Here is a 16,489-nt window from a genome sequence, read left to right as displayed (position 1 = left end):
CCTCAGCCCACCCGCGGCGCGGGTCAGGTGGCCTCCGCCAGCAGCAGCCCGGCGAGTTCGGCGGGCTGGGAGATCATCGGCCAGTGGCCGGTGTCCATCGTGACCAGTCGCCAATGTTCGCTGGTCAGCAGCTGCGCCACGGTGTCGTTGGGCTCGGGACCGTCGAGCAGGCACTTGATGTACGTGGCCGGCAGCTCGCCGAGCGGGCGGGTCAGCACGGCCGGCTCGGTCAGCGTGGCACCGGGGTGCGGGGTGCAGCCCTCGACCAGCCGGGCGACCTGCTCGTCGGTGAGACCCTGACCGTCGAAGTCGGACGCGCCGAGCGGCGGCCAGTAGCCGCCGTTGTCGGCGATCAACGCCTCCAGTGCCGCCGGGCCCTGCCACCAGCCGGACGCGAACGAGCCACGGTCGACGGGCACCTCCGAGTCGACGAAGACCACCCGGGTCAGCCGGTCGCCGATCCGCTCGGCGGCCTGACCCACCGGGATGCCCGAGTAGCTGTGCCCGACCAGCACCACGTCGCGCAGGTCGCGCTGCTCGATCTCACCGACGATGTCCTGCACGTGGGTCTGCTGCCCGGCCGGCACGCCCCGCTTCTCGGCGAGGCCGGAGAGGGTCAGCGGGTGGGTGCCGTGCCCGGCCGCGCGCAGTGGCGGCAGCACCTCGTCCCACGCCCACGAGCCCAGCCACGCCCCGGCCACCAGTACGAAATCAACCATGGCCGGGACCCTAGCGCCGGCCTGCGACACCCCGGCGGATCAGGGCCAGACTCGGGCCTGGGCGGCGAAGACCGCCGGTGGGCTCGCCACCGGCAGCACGCAGAGCAGGTGCCCACCGGGTGCCCGCAGAATCCGGCACTCCAACCACTGCGACACCTCGGTCGCGCCCAGGTCGATCAGCCGTGCGGTCTCGGCCGCCACGTCGTCGGTCTCGATGTCGAGGTGAAAGCGCGGAGCGTCGTCGACTGCCTGGACCGCGGTGACCAGCCCGGGCAGCGCCTCGTGCAGGTCGATGAACTGTGGTTCCGCCGGATCGGACCGGGTGCTGACGCCCAGCGCCGCCGACCAGAACCGCGCCGCCCGCGCGGCCTCCGCCGCGGGTGCGTCGATCAGCAGCGCGTACACGCGGCTCCGATGCATGCGACGCAGGATATCGCCGGACCGTGCGCCCGGGCGACCGCGGGACGACGCGTCCGCGTCCACCGGTAGCCGGTCACTGGTGGTCCAGCGTCGACGGGCCGGCGTCGATCGGCATCCGGTAGATCCGGACGGGGTAGTCGACGGCCGAGTGACCGCCGTTCAGGCCGGCGGTCAGGTGCAACTGGGCCGCCGGCAACCAGAGCCGGGAGTCGGCGTCGATCCACATGGCGTCCACCCAGACCAGTCGCGGATCGGCGACGAGGGTGCGGATGCCGCCGTCCGGTGCCAGGGCGAGGACGCGCCGTCGTTCCACGTCGCTGAGGTAGATGGTGCCGGTAGCGTCGATCGCCGTACCGCCGGTGCTGGGCGTGTCGCACCACCGTTCGACCCGGCGGGCCAGCTCGTCGGCGGACACCGTCGGGTCGTCCAACCACCGGGTGCCGACCCGGGACATGCCGCCGGACGCCGGTTGGTAGTACAGCCACCGCCCGTCCGGTGACACCTCCAGCTGGTCGGCGTGCAACCGCACCTCGCCGCCGTCCGGGTCGCGCAGCGGCCGGCCGTCGGCGACCAGGCGCTCGCCCACCGTGCTCGGATGGCCGTCCAGGACCCGCCGGGCCTGCCCGGAGTCGAGGTCGAGCACGATCAGGCCGGGCGCCCCGGCGTCGGTGAGGTAACCGATGCCGTCGTGGAACCGGACATCATCGACGTAGCTGTCGGGGTGCACCGCCGCGTCGAGGTGATAGACGCGGTGCACCCGGTCGCCGTCCGGGTCGACCACGATGAGTCGAGCCCCGCCGGGCACCTGCCGGGCACCGATCGTCGGCGCGCCCGCATCGATGATCCACAGCCGGCCGTCCGGCCCGGCCCGTAATCCGTTGACCTGGACGAACGCGCCGTCCGGCCCCTGGCCTGCCCGATTCCACGCGGTATCCGGGTACGGGTTGCGGCGACCGTCCGGCAGCGCCTCGGCCACCTGCACGCCCGGCCGGTCCGCCGACGGGTAGCTCAGGAACACCCGACCCCGCAGGGTCGTCACGCCCGTGCACACCCGGTCCTCGGCGAGCGCCGGGCTCAGCCGCGGATCCTCCTCGGTGGGCAGCGTGGACATCGCTGCGCTCCTCACCCGCCCGACGGCGTCCGGGTCTCCACCGGGCGTCCGACGGCCTCGGCCACCACCGCGCGGTATCCCCGGGCCTCGTCGGCCGAAACCGCCGACCGGGCCCGGCCGTTCGGCCGTTTCGGCCGTTCAGGCGGGCGGCGGGCCGGGCTGGTCGACCAGGGCGGCGAGCCGTTTCGGGGCGAGCAGGCAGTAGCTCTCGGTGAGCAGCTCGGCGACCTCGTCCCACCCGGTGTCGTCGCCAACGACCATGCCCAGCACGGTCGGACCCCACTGCGGCTTGTAGAAGGGGTGCCCGCTGGCCACGAGCCCGGCGATCTCGTCGGGCGGCGACCGGAAGATCAGCAGGCAGGCCGGCTGGTCGAGCTCGGCGGCCCGCGCGTGGGCCACCTGACGGTCGGGGTCGACGGTGAGCACGTGGGCGAAGGTCCGCTTGCGGATGCGCCAGCGGGTGCCGACCCAGGCCGGCTCCTCGTAGCTCTCCGGAAGCCCGAGGCAGATCGGCCGCAGCCGGTCGAGGACCTCGGGCGGGACGTCTCCGGGTTCGGTCACGGTCCGCGACTGTAGTCGGCCGGTGTGACAGGTCACCGGTGGTGCGCACCCGGCGGATCCGCCAGGATGGGCCGGGGCGGCGGCGGGCCGGCGCCCCGGACCGACCCGCCCCGTGCCCGATGAGGAGTGCCGTGCCGTCCACCCTGCTCTCCCGCCGCGACCTGGACTTCCTGCTGCACGACTGGCTGCAGGTGTCCCGGCTCGTCGAGCGTCCCCGCTACGCCGAGCACTCCCGGGAGACCTTCGACGACGCGCTGGACCTCGCCGAGCAGGTGGCCACCGAGCAGTTCGCCCCGCACAACCGGGCCGCCGACCTCGCCGAGCCCACCTTCGACGGGCAGCGGGTGCGGCTCATCCCGCAGGTTCGCGCGGCGCTGGAGAGCTTCGCCGAGACCGGCCTGCTCACCGCCGGGCTGGACGCATCGGTCGGTGGCCTGCAGCTTCCGCACGTCGTCGCGGCGGCCTGCTTCACGTGGTTCCAGGCCGCCAACGTCGCCACCTCGGCGTACCCGTTCCTCACCCTGGGCAACGCCAACCTGCTCCTGGCGCACGGCAGCGCCGAGCAGGTCGACACCTACGTGCGGCCCATGCTGGAGGGCAGGTTCTTCGGCACCATGTGCCTGTCCGAGCCGCACGCGGGCAGTTCGCTGGCCGACATCACCACCCGCGCCGAGGCGCAGCCCGACGGCACGTACCGCCTCTTCGGCACCAAGATGTGGATCTCCGGTGGCGACCACGAGCTGGCGGAGAACATCGTCCACCTGGTGCTGGCGCGGATCCCCGGCGGGCCACCCGGGGTGAAGGGCATCTCGTTGTTCATCGTGCCCAAGGTGCTGGTCGGGCCGGACGGGTTGCTCGGCGACCGCAACGACGTGGTGCTGGTCGGGCTCAACCACAAGATGGGCTTCCGGGGCACCACCAACACGCTGCTCAGCTTCGGCGACGGCGGGCACACCCCGGGCGGCCGGCCTGGCGCGGTGGGTCATCTGGTCGGCCCGCCGCACCAGGGGCTGGCCCAGATGTTCCACATGATGAACGAGGCCCGGATCGGGGTGGGGGCCGGCGCCACCGCACTGGGTTACACCGGCTACCTCAAGAGCCTGGCGTACGCGCGGGAGCGGCCGCAGGGCCGGCCGGTCGGCGCCAAGGACCCCGGTGCGCCGCAGGTGCCGATCATCGACCACCCCGACGTACGGCGGATGCTGCTGGCGCAGAAGAGCTACGTGGAGGGGGCTCTGGCCCTGGTGCTCTACTGCGCGCGGCTGCTCGACGAGGAGAAGACCGCGCCGGCCGAGGCCGACCGCCAGCGGGCACACCTGCTGCTGGACGTGCTCACGCCGATCACCAAGAGCTGGCCGTCGCAGTGGTGCCTGGCCGCCAACGACCTGGCGATCCAGGTGCTCGGCGGTGCCGGCTACACCCGCGACCACGACGTGGAGCAGCACTACCGGGACAACCGGCTCAACCCGATCCACGAGGGCACCCACGGCATCCAGGCGCTGGACCTGCTGGGCCGCAAGATGACCATGCACGACGGCGCGGGCCTGCTCCTGCTGACCGACACGATCCGCGGCACCGTCACCCGGGCACGTCAGGCCGGCGGCGAGGCCGGCGAGCTGGCCGACCGGCTGGCGGACGCGGTGGACCGGGTCGTCGCCGTCACCCGGCGACTCTGGGCCGACGGTGACCCGGTCCTCGCGCTGGCCAACGCCAGCGTCTACCTGGAGGCGGTCGGGCACGTCGTCATCGCGTGGATGTGGCTGGAGCAGGCGCTGGCCCTGCCGCCGCAGGGGGCGGCAGAGGCGTTCCATGCCGGCAAGCGGCAGGCCGCCCGCTACTTCTTCACCGTCGAGTTGCCGCGCACCGGCCCGCAACTCGACCTGCTGGACAGCCGGGACCGGACCACGCTGGAGATGCGCGCGGACTGGTTCTGAGCGGGCCGGTCCCGCCCGGCCTCACCGTCGCCCGTGGTGGCTCATCGCCTGTCGTCCCTTGACGACGCCCAGCACGATCACCACCACCAGCGCGATCAACCCGATGATGATGAGCCAGCGGACCGCCTCGAGGAGCAGCCCGAGCAGGATCAGCACACCGGCGACCACGCCGACGACCCAGAGCAAGGCACGCATCTCGACCTCCCGTCACCCGGCCGCGCACCGAGCGGCGACCCCGGGCCCACCTTCCCGCTCCGGCGGACACCATGCCCGAACGGCACGGTGAGCCGCACTTAGCGCACGCCGCCTGCGTACGCGCGGCGATTCAGCTCGCGGTGCGGGCGACGTAGACGGTGTTGGCGGACTGGCCACCGGTCAGCGGGTTGGCGAACGGCACGACATGTGCCTCCGCGTTCGCGAACACCTCGGTGAGCGCCGCGGTGAACCCGGTGTCCGGCGGATCGTCCGACCAGAGCGCGAAGATCCCGTCCGGGCGGAGCAGGGCGGCCAGCCGGCGCAGCCCGGCCGGCGCGTAGAAGGCGGCGTGACTGGGGTGCAGGACGTTGCGCGGTGAGTGGTCGACGTCGAGCAGGACGGCGTCGAACCGTCGCCCGGGCACCTCGGCGTCGAAACCGACGTCGCCGGCCACCGCCGCGAAGAAGTCGGCCCGCGCGAACCGGGTACGCGGGTCCTCGGCGAGCCCCGCCGCGAACGGCAGCAGCCCTCGGCGGTGCCAGTCGATCACGTCCTCGATCGCCTCCACCACGAGCAGCGACCGCACCCTCGGGTCGTCCAGCGCGGCGCAGGCGGTGTAGCCCAGCCCGAGCCCGCCGACCACCACGTCGAGCGTGTCACCGGTCAGTCCGGCCAGGCCCAACCGGGCCAGCTCGATCTCCGCGACCGGAAAGAGGCTGGACATCAGGAACTCGTCGTCGAGCTTGACCTCGTACACCTCGACCTGGAGTGCCGGGTCCCGGCGCCGGCGCAGGCTGATCGCACCGATCGGGGTCTCCCGCCAGGCCAGCTCCTCGAAACGCGCGCCCACGGGTGCCCTCTCGCCGCCGGATTCGTCCCCGGATGGTACCGGTCGCGACCCTCGCGGCCACGCAGGGTCCACGGGACATCGACGCACCGCATATCCTGTGGCCGGCCGATCCACCGGAAGGGACCTCATGCCGTCGCGGCAGGACCAGCTGCACTCCTACCAGTTCAGCGTCCAGCGGGCGGTCGCCGCCCTGGTGATGCGGGAGACCGACCCGGCCCAGTCGCCGTTTCGGCGGTTGGCCGGCGCCGGCCTGGCGAGCGTCCTGGTCGCGGCCATCGGGCTGGGCGGCTCCGCGCTCTACGGCCTGTTCGCCGGTGGGGGCAGCGGTTGGCGCGACGCGGGCGCGGTGATCGTGGAGAAGGAGTCCGGCGCCCGGTTCGTCTACCGCGAGCAGAAGCTGCACCCGGTGCTCAACTACGCCTCGGCGCTGCTGATCGTGGGCGCGGACCGGTCGAAGACCGTGCTCGTCTCCCGGCGCTCGATCGACGGGGTGCCGCGCGGGCTGCCGCTGGGCATCGCCGACGCGCCGGATTCACTGCCCGCCCCGAGCCGGCTGTCCACCGCGGCGTGGACGGTCTGCTCCACGGTCCCGGCCGACGACGTACCCCGATCAGCGTTGCTGGTCGGCGCCGCGCCCGGCGGCGGCCGGCCGCTGGGCGACGACGCGCTGCTGCTGCGTGACCCCGACGGCGGGCTGCACCTGGTCTGGCATCAGCGGCGCTACCTGATCCGCGATCCCAGTCGGGTGCTGGCGGCGCTGGCCACCACCCGGGCCCGGGCGGTGCCGGTGGCACCCGCCCTGCTCAACTCGCTGCCCGCGGGCGTCGACCTGGCCCCGCTCGCCCTGCCCGGCCTGGGCCGGCCCGCCACGCGGGTGCCGGGTGCCACGATCGGGCAGGTCTACCTGGTGCGCAACTCCGGCGGTGGCCGGCAGTACGCGGTGGCACTCGACGAGGGGCTGGCCGGGATCACCGAGTTGCAGGCCGGGCTGTTGCTGGCCAGCACCGGTCAGGGTGAGCCGGAGGCGATGACGCTGGGCCGCTTCGCCGCGCTGCCCACGGTGCCCGACCTCACCCCCAGTGGTCCGACCGCGCCGCCGCCGGTCCCGCCCCGGCTGACGGCCGGCGACGACGGGGCGCTCTGTGCCCGGGTCGGCGACGACGGCGGCGCCGGCGAGGTGCGGTGGGGCGTGCGGCTGCCGGATCTGGCCGCCGTGCCGCGCACGCCGCCGGCCGGCGGCGCCGTGCTGGCCGACCATGTGGTGGTGGAGCCGGGTCGTGGCGCGGTGGTCGAGGCCGCCGCGGCGCCCGGCGCGTCCGGCGGTGCGATCTCCGTGATCACCGACCTGGGCCGGCGGTACGTGGTGGCCGACCGCGACGTGCTCGCGATGCTCGGCTACCGCGACGTGCGCCCACAGCGGCTGCCAGCCGGCCTGGTCAGCCTGGTGCCGGCGGGTGCGACCCTGGACCCGGCCGCCGCGCGGGCCGTCGCCGCCCCCGCCTGAGGGCGGCCGCCGGGTCGAGTCTCAGGCGGCCGGGCGACGCAGGATGGTGACCGCGAAGTCCGCGTCGTCACGCCACGGGCGCAGGTCCCAGGTGGCGAAGCGGTGCTCCAGGCGTAGCCCGGCGGCGACGGCGTCGGCGTCGAACGCGGTCAGCGGGTAACCGCGCTCGGTGCCGAAGCCCACCGCCAGCACGCCGTCGGGACGCAGGTGCCGGGCGACTCGGCGCAGCACCTCCGGCTCGGTGCCGGCGGCGACGAAGGCGAGTACGTTGCCGGCCAGCACCGCTGCGTCGAACGGTTCGGTCTCACCGGCTGCCGGCAGGTCCAGCTCGGCCAGGTCGGCGACCAGCCAGCGCGGGCCGGGGTGGTCGGCGCTGGCGGCGGCCACCAACGCCGGGTCGGCGTCGACCCCGACCACGGTGTGCCCCCGCTGGGCCAACGCGGCACCGACGCGGCCGGTGCCGCTGCCGGCGTCGAGGATCCGCGAGGCGGGCGGGACCAGGGCGTCCACCAGCCGGGCCTCGCCGGCGAGGTCGGCGCCCTCGGCCGCGAGCTTCCGGAACCGGTCGATGTACCACTGCGAGTGCTCCGGACCGGTGTCGGTCGCCCAGCGGGTCGGGTTGGCCATGTGGCCACGGTAACCGGGCGGGCGCGGGCGCCGCGGGCGACCCGGGGAGCGGGATCAGGGCACCCGGGCCACGGTGACGAACTCGTTGTAGGTGAAGAGCCGCCCCAGAGACCGGGGGAACGGGAACGAGAACTGCCGGGTGACGGTCAGGCCCAGCTCCCGGCAGGTCTGCGCCGCCTCGGCGAAGCCGACGAAGCGGACATGCGAGGCGTCGCTGGCGTACCCGCGTTCCTGCGGGGTGATGAACACGGCGGTGCCGCCGGAGCGCACGTACGGCAGGTAGGAGGCGACGACCTCCCGTGCCTGGTCGGCGGGCAGGTGCTCCAGCAGGTGCGCCGCGAGCAACGAGTCGAACGCGCCGGGGCGTGCGTGCGGGCTGTGGGGAAACTCCTCCACGGTGTACGCCTCGAAGCCGGCGGCCCGGGTGTGCTCCACGGAGGTGCGGTTGTGGTCGACCCCGACGCCGTTGCCGTCCAGGTTGGCCAGGTTACGGCCGAGACCGGAGCCGACGTCGAGGGTGCGCCCCAACCGCAGCCGGCGCAGGTTCCACCGGTAGGGCGCCTGCACGTCGAGCAGCCGCTTCCAGCGGGCGCCGCCCAGTCGCCGCAGCCGCTCGGTGTAGTCCTCGCCGGCGGTGTCTCTCGGTGAGGTCGGCCGGCTGTTCCTCATCGCGGGCCCCTTCGACTGGGTGGATGCGGACCCGTCGATGGTACGGACGCCGGACGCGGAGAGCGGCATCCTCGGCTGGGATTTCCACCAACCGAGGATGCCGGCAGGCTCAACCCTTCTCGGCTCCGCTCGTCAGCCCCTCGGTGAGCAGCCGCTCGCTGGCGAAGAACAGGATCACGATGGGCAGCGTGAGGACGACCGACCCGGCCATCAGCACCGTCTTGGGCACCTCCACCCCGTCGGCGAGCAGGGACAGCCCCAGCGACACCGTCCACCGGTCGGGCTTGTCGACCAGGAACAGCAGGGCGAAGAGGAACTCGTTCCAGGCGATCATGAAGTCGTAGAGCGCCACCGCCATGATCGACGGCATGGCGAGGGGCAGGCTGACCCGGCGGATGATGCCGAGCCGACCGGCGCCGTCGATGGCGGCGGACTCCTCCAGGCTGACCGGAATCGTCTCGAAGTAGTTCTTCAGCATGTAGACCGAGACCGGCAGCGTCTGCGAGATGTAGACGAGCACCAGGCCGAACAGTGAGCCGCGCAGCCCCGCCCGGGTGAAGACCACGAACAGCGGGATCGCGATGACGATCGACGGGAACAGGTAGACGGCCAGGAACAGGAAGTCGACCTGCCGGCGGCCGAAGAACCGCAGCCGGGCCACCGCGTACGCGCCGGGGATCGCCACCACCAGGGTGAGCAGGGTCGCCGCGACGGCGACCAGGCCGCTGTTGCGGATGAAGGTGAGGAAACCCTGGCCGCCGTCGTCGGTGGCCTTGAGCACCTCGGCGTACGTGGACACGGTCAGCTCGCCGAAGCCGACGACCAGCGAGCCGGGGTCGAGCAGCAGCCGCTCGATGGGTCGCACCGAGAGCATCAGCATGTAGTAGAAGGGGAAGACGGTGACCACCAGGAACACGGCGATCACCAGGCGGCGCAGCCAGCGCAGGCTCACGGTCTCGACGACGTCCCGGTCCATCAGCCGGCCCTCCGTCCGAAGAAGCGCAGATAGATCAGCACGAACACGATGAGCACCACGGCCAGCACGACCGCCTGCGCGGCGGCCGCGCCGATGTCGGTGCGGGCGGTGAGGAACTCGTACACCCGCACGCTGACCACCTCGGTGCCGGCGGCGCCGCCGGTGAGCAGGTAGACGTCGTCGAACTTGTTGAACGTCATGATGAAGCGCAGCACGCCCAGCAGGGCGATCACCGGCAGCAACTGCGGCAGCAGGATGTGCCGGAACCGCTGGGTGGGGGTGGCGCCGTCGACCCGGGCGGCCTCCTCCAGCTCGCCGGGCACCGCCTGGAGCCGGGCCAGCAGGAACAGGAACGCGAACGGGAAGTACCGCCACGCCTCGAACACGATCACCGTGGCCAGCGCGGTGGACTCCTGGGACAGGAACGGCACGGGCGCGTCCCAGCCGAGCAGCCGCTGGCCCCAGTCGTTGACGATGCCGAGCTGCGGGTCGAGCATCACCTGCCAGACGAAGGTCACCGCGACGACCGGCGCCACGTACGGCAGGAGCATGGACGCCCGGACCAGGGTGCGGCCGCGGAACGGCCGGCGGACCACCAGGGCGGCGACCAGCCCCAGCAGGATCGACCCGACGGTGCCGCCGAGGCTGTAGACCAGGGTCGTCCACAGTGTGTCGGCGAAGCCCGGGGTGTGCAGCACCCGGTCGACGTTGTCCATGGTGAACTCGCCGAACAGGCCGGTCTTGCGCAGTGTGGCGAGCCGGACCCGCTGGAAGGCGAGCACCACGGTCCAGACGATCGGGATGCCGATGACCGCGATGGTGACGAGCAGGGTCGGTGCGACCAGCGCGAGCCCGGCGCGGGATTCGCGGCGGCGCAGGGTCAGTGGTCGGCGGCGGACCGGCGCGGGCCGCTCCCGGGTGGGGGAGCGGCCGGTGCCGGGTGCCGTGGTGGTCAATTCACCCCTGCCTTGATCGCCTCGACGTCCTTCTTGGCCCGGCCGGCGGCCGCCGCCGCGTCGGACTTGCCGGAGAGGACGTCGTTCAACGCCTTGGGCACGGGCAACTCGCCGAGCATGGCGCCGACCAGCTTTCCCTGCCCCTGCGTCAGCCCCCAGCGCTGGAAGGTGTCCGGGCTGCGGCGCAGCGTGGCCAGCACCTCGTCGCCGTAGACCTCGGCCAGTGGCTTCTTGGCGTCCACGCCGGCCTGGCTGGTGTTCCAGCCGGTGAGGTACGCCTCGGGCTCGGCCTGGGTCCCCTTGCGCACCGGGAAGCGGCCCTCGGGGGACATGCCGAACCAGCGCGGGTAGCCGTCGCCGAGCATGAACTCCACGAAGGACTTCGCCGGATCGGTCGCGGCGCCGTCCAGCACCGCCCACGAGCTGATCTCGCCGTACTGGGCCGGCTCGGTGCCGTTCGGGCCCTTGATCGCGGTGACGAACCCGCTGTTCTTCGCGAGGAACATCGGGTCGGCCTGGCACTGCGGGCAGGTCGGCTTGGCGTCGTTGCGCAGCCCGGCCAGCTCGTCGAGGATGAACGGCGACCAGACCACCATGGCGGCCTTGCCGGCGAAGTAGGTGGCGCGGGTGGTGTCGACGTCCTGCGCGCCCTTCACGGAGCTGTTGCGGATCAGGTCGCCGTAGAAGCGGAACGCCTCGACGCACTGCGGCGAGTCGAGGGTGACCGCGCCGCCGTCGTCGGTGAGCTGGCAGCCGTTGGCGAGCGCCAGGTGCTCGAAGGTCTGCTGGGTGAACACGTCGCTGGGGGAGGTCGCCGCGGCGATCCCGGCGACGCCGCCGGTGTTCAGCCTGGCCGCGGCGGCGGTGATCCGTTCGTACGTGTCGGGGGTGGGCAGGCCGGCGGCGGCGAACAGGTCCTTGCGGTAGACGAGCAGTTGCCCCCACCCGTCGCTGGGCACGGAGAGCTGCTTGCCGTCGTCGGAGGTGAGCTCCAGCGCGCGGGGGGAGAAGGTCTGCCGGCCGAGCTTGTCGACGATCTCGGTGTTGGCCGAGGCGTGCAGCAGCTCGTTGCCGGCGAGCGTGCGGATGCCGGCCAGGGAGACCGAGCCGACCACGTCGGGCAGGTCGCCGGCGGCGGCGTTGGCGGAGATCAGTGACGGGAACTGGTCCTCGTTGACGGTGACCAGGTCGACCTGGATCCCGGTTTTCGCGGTGAAGTCGGCGATGATGGCCTTGGTGGCGGTGACCCGGTCGGCCACGTCTTCCAGGCTCCACACGGTGATCTTGTTGTTGCTGCTGTCGGATTCGTCGTCGCCGCAGGCCAGCAGGGTGGACGCGGTAAGTGCCATGATCAGGGTGGTGGCGAGTATCCGCCTCGGAGGTGCTGACATCGGTGGCACTCCTCTCGAAGGGTACATGACGGATTCAACACCTTCGATTGATCAATGACAAGACATATGGCGATTTTTTGCCTATCCTGGAGCCCAGTGCTACCGGGGTGTGACTCATGGGCAATTGGGTTGTCTCTCTCGCCGGGCCTCGACGGATCAGCCTCGAGCCCTGCCCGTCAGATCCGCTCGGTCCCGGCCAGGTGCGAATTCGCACCCGCTACTCCGGCATCTCGGCCGGCACCGAGCTGACCCTCTACCGGGGCAGCAATCCACGGCTCAGCAAGGACTGGGACGACGCCGCCCGGATGTTCGTGCCCCGCCGCACCCCGGTGCCCTATCCGCTGGTCGGCTTCGGCTACGAGGAGGTCGGCGAGGTCGTCGAGGTGGCCCCGGAGGTCACCGACCGGCAGCCGGGGCAGATGGTGTGGGGCATCTGGGGGCACCGCGCCGAGGCCGTGCTGGCCGCCGACGCGGTCCACCCGCTGGCCCCCGGCCTGGACCCGCTCGCCGCGGTCTTCGCCCGGCCCGGCGCCATCGCGCTGACCGCCGTCCTCGCCGGCGACCTGCACCTCGGCGACTGGGTCGGCGTCTTCGGGCAGGGCGTCATCGGGCTGCTCGCCACCCGGCTCGCGGTGCTCTCCGGCGCCCGGGTCGTGGCGGTCGACCCGGTGCCCGACCGGTTGGAGCACGCGGCCCGCTACGGCGCACGGTCCGTGGTGGACGCCCGCGCCGAATCCGCCGCCGCCGTCCTGCGTCAGGCCACCGGGGGTCGGGGCGCGGACGTCTGCCTGGAGCTGTCCGGGGCGTACCCGGCGCTGCACGAGGCCATCCGGTCCACCGCACACGCCGGCCGGGTCGTGGCCGCCGGCTTCTACCAGGGCCAGGCCGACGGGCTCGGCCTCGGTGAAGAGTTCCACCACAACCGCATCCAGCTGGTGGCCGCCCAGATCTCCGGGCCCACCCCCGCGCCGAGCATGGCCGGCCGGTGGACCGGAGAACGGGTCGCGCAGACCTTCATGGAGCTGGTGGCTGAGCGCAGCGTCGACCCGTTGCCGCTGGTCAGCCACATCGTCGACGCCAGCGCCGTCGCCGACGCCCTCGCGCTGCTCGACCGCGGCGCCGGTGACGTCCTCCAAGTGGTGTTGAGGTTCTAGATGACCACCATCGCGCTGGCCTGCCAGGAACAGCTCCTGCCGGGCACCGACCTGATCCAGAAGTACGCTCTCGCCACCGCCCTCGGCTACCAGGGCATCGAGCTGCGCGGGCGCGGTGACCTCGCGTTCGCCCGCCGGCTGCCCGAACTGCGCCGTGCCCGCGCCGCCGGGGTGGTGATGCCCACCGTCTGCGTCGAGATGGACCACTTCATCGGCGACTTCGACCCCGCCCGGTCCGCCGACGCCGTCCGCAACCTGCGCTCCCAGCTGTCGGTGATCGCCGAGCTGGGCGGCGTCGGGGCGATGACCCCGGCGGCCTGGGGGATGTTCTCCCGACGGCTGCCGCCGTTCGAACCGCCGCGGCAGCCGACCGGCGACCGGCGGGTGCTCCTCGACGCCCTCGGCGAGCTGGGCGAGCACGCCAGGGCCGAGGGGGTCACCCTCTTCCTGGAACCCCTCAACCGGTACGAGGACCACATGGTCAACCGGCTCGACGAGGCGGTCGCGCTCTGCGCGGCCGTCGGGCTGCCCTCGGTCCGCGTCGTCGCCGACACGTTCCACATGAACATCGAAGAGGACGACATGCACCGGGCGCTGCGTGCCGCCGCGCCCTACCTCGGGCACGTGCAGGTCAGCGACTCGAACCGGTACCAGCCGGGTGCCGGGCACCTGGACTGGCCGGCGCTGGTGCGGACCCTGCTGGAGCTGGACTACCGGGGCTGGCTGGCGCTGGAGTGCCGGCTGCGCGGCGACCCGGTCCGCGCGCTTCAGCAGGCCGCCACGGTGCTGCGGCACGCGCTGCCCCGGCGGGCCGCGGCATGACCGCCGCCCCGGCCCGGACCGGCGGGCCGGCCGACCTCGCCGGGCTGCGCCGGCTCGCGGTCGCCACGCTCGACGCCAACTGGGAACACGACCACACCGTGCCGTCCCGCACGCTCTACCCACACCAGTGGAGCTGGGACTCCGCGTTCATCGCGATCGGGCTGGCCCAGGCCCGTCCCGAGCGGGCCTGGCGTGAGCTGGCCAGCCTGTTCCGGGCGCAGTGGGCCGACGGTCGGGTGCCGCACATCGTGTTCAACCCGGCGATACGGGTCGGCGCGTACTTCCCGGGGCCGGAGCTGTGGTGCTCGGCGAGCGCCGAGGGCGCGCCGGCCGTCGACACCTCCGGCCTGGTCCAGCCGCCGGTGCACGCGCTCGCCGCGTGGCTGGCGTACCGGCGGGCGCCCGACCCGACCGGCCTGGCCGCGCTGCGCCGGCTCTATCCCGCACTGGTCGCCCAGCAGCGCTATTTCGCCGACCGGCGCGACCTGACCGGCGACGGGCTGGTCTGCATCGTGCACCCGTGGGAGTCCGGTCTGGACAACAGCCCGGCCTGGGACGAGCCGATGGCCGTGGTCCCGGCCGAGGCGGCGGTGATGCGCGCGTACCGCCGGCACGACACCGCGCACGCCGACGCCGCGCACCGCCCGACGGACCTGGACTACGCGCGCTACCTGGCGATCGTCGCCGCCTACCGGGAGCGCGCCTACTCCGACCGGGACCTGGCCGACGGGCATCCGTTCCTGGTGGAGTGCCCGTTGTTCAACGCGGCGTTCGGGGCTGCCGAACACGCGCTGGCCCGGATCGCCGGGCTGGTCGGCGCCGACCCGGGGCCGCACCGCGCCCGCGCGGCGCGGATCACCGAGGCCGTGGTGCGCCGCCTGTACGACCCGACCACCGGCACGTTCGCTCCCCGTGACCTGCGCACCGACCGGCTGATCCCGGCCCGTACGGTGCTCGGGCTGGCGCCACTGATCCTGCCCGACCTGCCGCCCCGGCAGGTCGACGCGCTGGTCGTCGAGGCCCGCTCGGCGCGCTTCGGGGTGGCCCGCCGGATGGAGCGGCCGCTGCCCAGCCACGACCGGACCGCGCCGGATTTCGAGCCGCTGCGCTACTGGCGCGGGCCGAGCTGGCTCAACGTCGGTTGGCTGGTGCGGCGCGGGCTGCTCGCGCACGGCCACTCCGACCTGGCCGCCGGCCTGCGCCGGTCGATGATCGGGCTGGTGGCCGGGGCCGGCTGCCACGAGTACTTCCACCCGGACACGGGTGCCGGGCTCGGCTCGCCGGCGTTCGGCTGGACCGCCGCGCTGCTGCTCGACCTGCTGGCCGAGGAGCCGCCCGACACGGACTGAGCGACAGGGCGCCGGCCGCAGCCGGTGGTAGCGTGCCCCGTCCCATGGTCGGGAGGGGTGGCGTGTCCGAGATCGACAAGGTGGCCTGGATCCTCATCGAGGACGGGCTGGTGCTGAGCACCCGGTCCCGCGGCAAGGACGTGTGGTACCTGCCGGGAGGCAAGCGGGAGCCGGGGGAGACCGACCTGGACACCCTGCGCCGGGAGGTCGAGGAGGAGCTGAGCGTCGCCGTCGACGTGCGCGGAGCGGCGCACCTGGGCACCTTCACCGCACCGGCGCACGGCCACACGGCCGGCACGACCGTGCGGATGACCTGTTACCAGGCGGGATACTCCGGGCGGCTGCGGCCGGCCAACGAGATCGCCGAGACGGCCTGGTTCGCGTACGCCGACCGGCACCGCACCTCCGCGGTCGACCACCTCGTCTTCGACCATCTGCGGTCGGCGGGCCTGCTGCGCTGACCCGCGTCGCCGTTTGTGGCGACCGTGCCCGGGTAAGCGCGGGTCCCGTGGTGGACAGGAGGGCGGCGTGCGGTTCCCCCGCTTCATCGACGCGGTGTCCCGGCGTTCCGGGTTGCCGACCGAGCAGGCCGCCGTGGTGGCGCGTGCCGTGCTGCAGACGATGGCCGAACGGGTGACCGGCTGTCCGACGGCCGACCTCGCCGGCCACCTCCCGGACGACCTGAGCGGTTATGTGGGCGGCCCGGATCGCGCCGCGGCCGGGCCGCCGCCGGCCGCCGGGCCGGCCGAGTTCCTGCGCCTGGTGGGGGAGCGGGCCGGGGTCGACGAGGTGACGGCCCGGGCCGGCACCGCCGCGGTCTTCGCGACCCTGCGCGAGGCGGTCACGGTGCGGGAGTTCCGGGAGATGGTGGCGGGGTTGCCCCGGGATCCGGAGGGTGGGGTCGCGCCCGTTCCCCCGTCTGTCACGGACTGAACAGTTCGGCGTCGCTATTCGGACAAGGTGCTATCGAAAGGGAAATTCCTCGGCGCAAACTAAATGCGACCGGAAGAATGGTTGTCAGTAGTTGCATTAGGCGAAAAATACCCGTCGCGCCAGGGGGATGATCGGACGATGTTCGCCGTCCCTTGTCGGAGCCTTTGATCGCCCCTTCGGGTCGACTCTAGTCGATGATCTATCGCAGCATGCATCGAGCCATATGCTCCTTCCATTGTGAAGTCCTGGGGGGGATGATGATCATGGCTGTCGATTGCTGCGCGTCCGTCTGTTGTGGAGCGGTGTGCGCGTCCTGAG

The 16,489-nt window shown here is 72.9% G+C and carries 18 protein-coding genes; 7 read left to right on the top strand and 11 right to left on the bottom strand.

Annotated elements, in window-relative coordinates; genetic code table 11:
* Nucleotides 1-23 precede the first annotated feature (23 nt).
* The 4 genes from ACTWLT_RS11345 to ACTWLT_RS11330 form a co-directional block, all read right to left on the bottom strand.
* Entirely contained in the window at nt 24-719 is a 696-nt protein-coding gene (locus tag ACTWLT_RS11345; protein WP_445318312.1) for an alpha/beta fold hydrolase, read from the bottom strand.
* Between the two features lie 39 nt (nt 720-758).
* On the bottom strand, nt 759-1,139 hold the full coding sequence (locus ACTWLT_RS11340; protein WP_252417543.1) for a VOC family protein: 381 nt from the start codon (nt 1,137-1,139) through the stop codon (nt 759-761).
* A 73-nt stretch (nt 1,140-1,212) separates the two neighbouring features.
* On the bottom strand, nt 1,213-2,250 hold the full coding sequence (locus ACTWLT_RS11335; RefSeq protein ID WP_445318311.1) for an L-dopachrome tautomerase-related protein: 1,038 nt from the start codon (nt 2,248-2,250) through the stop codon (nt 1,213-1,215).
* Nucleotides 2,251-2,388: 138 nt separating this feature from the next.
* Nucleotides 2,389-2,811, bottom strand: coding sequence for an MmcQ/YjbR family DNA-binding protein (locus tag ACTWLT_RS11330; RefSeq protein WP_445318310.1), 423 nt, complete (start codon nt 2,809-2,811; stop codon nt 2,389-2,391).
* Nucleotides 2,812-2,942: 131 nt separating this feature from the next.
* Here ACTWLT_RS11330 and ACTWLT_RS11325 point away from each other — a divergent pair, with 131 nt between their 5' ends.
* Nucleotides 2,943-4,745: an acyl-CoA dehydrogenase gene (locus tag ACTWLT_RS11325; RefSeq protein ID WP_445318309.1), complete on the top strand. Its 1,803-nt coding sequence runs from the start codon at nt 2,943-2,945 to the stop codon at nt 4,743-4,745.
* 21 nt (nt 4,746-4,766) lie between these two features.
* Here ACTWLT_RS11325 and ACTWLT_RS11320 read toward each other — a convergent pair whose 3' ends face one another.
* Nucleotides 4,767-4,940, bottom strand: a complete 174-nt coding sequence (locus ACTWLT_RS11320) for a hypothetical protein (RefSeq protein WP_252417539.1) — start codon at nt 4,938-4,940, stop codon at nt 4,767-4,769.
* Between the two features lie 130 nt (nt 4,941-5,070).
* On the bottom strand, nt 5,071-5,790 hold the full coding sequence (locus tag ACTWLT_RS11315) for a polyamine aminopropyltransferase (RefSeq protein WP_445318308.1): 720 nt from the start codon (nt 5,788-5,790) through the stop codon (nt 5,071-5,073).
* 127 nt (nt 5,791-5,917) lie between these two features.
* Between ACTWLT_RS11315 and eccB the strand changes: the two genes are divergently transcribed.
* A complete protein-coding gene (eccB, locus tag ACTWLT_RS11310) occupies nt 5,918-7,294 on the top strand; it encodes a type VII secretion protein EccB (protein WP_445318307.1) in 1,377 nt (458 codons plus the stop codon).
* A gap of 21 nt (nt 7,295-7,315) precedes the next feature.
* On the opposite strand, the gene ACTWLT_RS11305 is transcribed toward eccB, so the two are convergent.
* The 5 genes from ACTWLT_RS11305 to ACTWLT_RS11285 all read right to left on the bottom strand — a co-directional run bounded on the left by ACTWLT_RS11305 (nt 7,316) and on the right by ACTWLT_RS11285 (nt 11,913).
* Complete coding sequence (locus tag ACTWLT_RS11305) at nt 7,316-7,921, bottom strand: class I SAM-dependent methyltransferase (RefSeq protein ID WP_445318306.1); 606 nt, start codon at nt 7,919-7,921, stop codon at nt 7,316-7,318.
* 54 nt (nt 7,922-7,975) lie between these two features.
* Nucleotides 7,976-8,590, bottom strand: a complete 615-nt coding sequence (locus ACTWLT_RS11300; RefSeq protein WP_445318305.1) for a methyltransferase domain-containing protein — start codon at nt 8,588-8,590, stop codon at nt 7,976-7,978.
* Between the two features lie 109 nt (nt 8,591-8,699).
* Complete coding sequence (locus tag ACTWLT_RS11295) at nt 8,700-9,566, bottom strand: carbohydrate ABC transporter permease (protein ID WP_252417534.1); 867 nt, start codon at nt 9,564-9,566, stop codon at nt 8,700-8,702.
* Nucleotides 9,566-10,522: a carbohydrate ABC transporter permease gene (locus ACTWLT_RS11290; protein ID WP_252417533.1), complete on the bottom strand. Its 957-nt coding sequence runs from the start codon at nt 10,520-10,522 to the stop codon at nt 9,566-9,568. Before ACTWLT_RS11290 ends, ACTWLT_RS11295 begins: the two co-directional genes overlap by 1 nt.
* Nucleotides 10,519-11,913 (bottom strand): ABC transporter substrate-binding protein, encoded by a 1,395-nt coding sequence (locus ACTWLT_RS11285; RefSeq protein WP_445318304.1) that lies wholly within the window; start codon nt 11,911-11,913, stop codon nt 10,519-10,521. Before ACTWLT_RS11285 ends, ACTWLT_RS11290 begins: the two co-directional genes overlap by 4 nt.
* Before the next feature lie 200 nt (nt 11,914-12,113).
* Here ACTWLT_RS11285 and ACTWLT_RS11280 point away from each other — a divergent pair, with 200 nt between their 5' ends.
* The 5 genes from ACTWLT_RS11280 to ACTWLT_RS11260 all read left to right on the top strand — a co-directional run bounded on the left by ACTWLT_RS11280 (nt 12,114) and on the right by ACTWLT_RS11260 (nt 16,171).
* The gene (locus ACTWLT_RS11280; protein WP_445318303.1) at nt 12,114-13,067 is read left to right on the top strand and encodes a zinc-dependent alcohol dehydrogenase; all 954 of its coding nucleotides are present in this window, start codon (nt 12,114-12,116) and stop codon (nt 13,065-13,067) included.
* Nucleotides 13,068-13,889, top strand: a complete 822-nt coding sequence (locus ACTWLT_RS11275; protein ID WP_445318302.1) for a sugar phosphate isomerase/epimerase family protein — start codon at nt 13,068-13,070, stop codon at nt 13,887-13,889.
* The gene (locus ACTWLT_RS11270) at nt 13,886-15,238 is read left to right on the top strand and encodes an MGH1-like glycoside hydrolase domain-containing protein (RefSeq protein ID WP_445318301.1); all 1,353 of its coding nucleotides are present in this window, start codon (nt 13,886-13,888) and stop codon (nt 15,236-15,238) included. The genes ACTWLT_RS11275 and ACTWLT_RS11270 overlap by 4 nt, the downstream gene beginning before the upstream one ends.
* A 62-nt stretch (nt 15,239-15,300) precedes the next feature.
* Nucleotides 15,301-15,699, top strand: a complete 399-nt coding sequence (locus ACTWLT_RS11265; RefSeq protein ID WP_445318300.1) for an NUDIX hydrolase — start codon at nt 15,301-15,303, stop codon at nt 15,697-15,699.
* A gap of 67 nt (nt 15,700-15,766) precedes the next feature.
* Nucleotides 15,767-16,171 carry a DUF2267 domain-containing protein gene (locus tag ACTWLT_RS11260; protein ID WP_445318299.1) on the top strand — a complete coding sequence of 135 codons (405 nt, stop codon included), beginning with the start codon at nt 15,767-15,769 and terminating at the stop codon, nt 16,169-16,171.
* Nucleotides 16,172-16,489: the final 318 nt, after the last annotated feature.

Source organism: Micromonospora yongxingensis (genome assembly GCF_052601155.1).
This window is presented reverse-complemented; position numbering and strand designations above follow the sequence as displayed.

What these genes read in the sequence shown, in the direction of transcription:
- ACTWLT_RS11345 (WP_445318312.1), bottom strand. Translation starts at nt 719, where the DNA reads ATGGTTGATTTCGTACTGGTGGCCGGGGCGTGGCTGGGCTCGTGGGCG.
- ACTWLT_RS11340 (WP_252417543.1), bottom strand. Translation starts at nt 1,139, where the DNA reads ATGCATCGGAGCCGCGTGTACGCGCTGCTGATCGACGCACCCGCGGCG.
- ACTWLT_RS11335 (WP_445318311.1), bottom strand. Translation starts at nt 2,250, where the DNA reads ATGTCCACGCTGCCCACCGAGGAGGATCCGCGGCTGAGCCCGGCGCTC.
- ACTWLT_RS11320 (WP_252417539.1), bottom strand. Translation starts at nt 4,940, where the DNA reads ATGCGTGCCTTGCTCTGGGTCGTCGGCGTGGTCGCCGGTGTGCTGATC.
- eccB (WP_445318307.1), top strand. Translation starts at nt 5,918, where the DNA reads ATGCCGTCGCGGCAGGACCAGCTGCACTCCTACCAGTTCAGCGTCCAG.
- ACTWLT_RS11305 (WP_445318306.1), bottom strand. Translation starts at nt 7,921, where the DNA reads ATGGCCAACCCGACCCGCTGGGCGACCGACACCGGTCCGGAGCACTCG.
- ACTWLT_RS11300 (WP_445318305.1), bottom strand. Translation starts at nt 8,590, where the DNA reads ATGAGGAACAGCCGGCCGACCTCACCGAGAGACACCGCCGGCGAGGAC.
- ACTWLT_RS11295 (WP_252417534.1), bottom strand. Translation starts at nt 9,566, where the DNA reads ATGGACCGGGACGTCGTCGAGACCGTGAGCCTGCGCTGGCTGCGCCGC.
- ACTWLT_RS11285 (WP_445318304.1), bottom strand. Translation starts at nt 11,913, where the DNA reads ATGTCAGCACCTCCGAGGCGGATACTCGCCACCACCCTGATCATGGCA.
- ACTWLT_RS11275 (WP_445318302.1), top strand. Translation starts at nt 13,068, where the DNA reads ATGACCACCATCGCGCTGGCCTGCCAGGAACAGCTCCTGCCGGGCACC.
- ACTWLT_RS11270 (WP_445318301.1), top strand. Translation starts at nt 13,886, where the DNA reads ATGACCGCCGCCCCGGCCCGGACCGGCGGGCCGGCCGACCTCGCCGGG.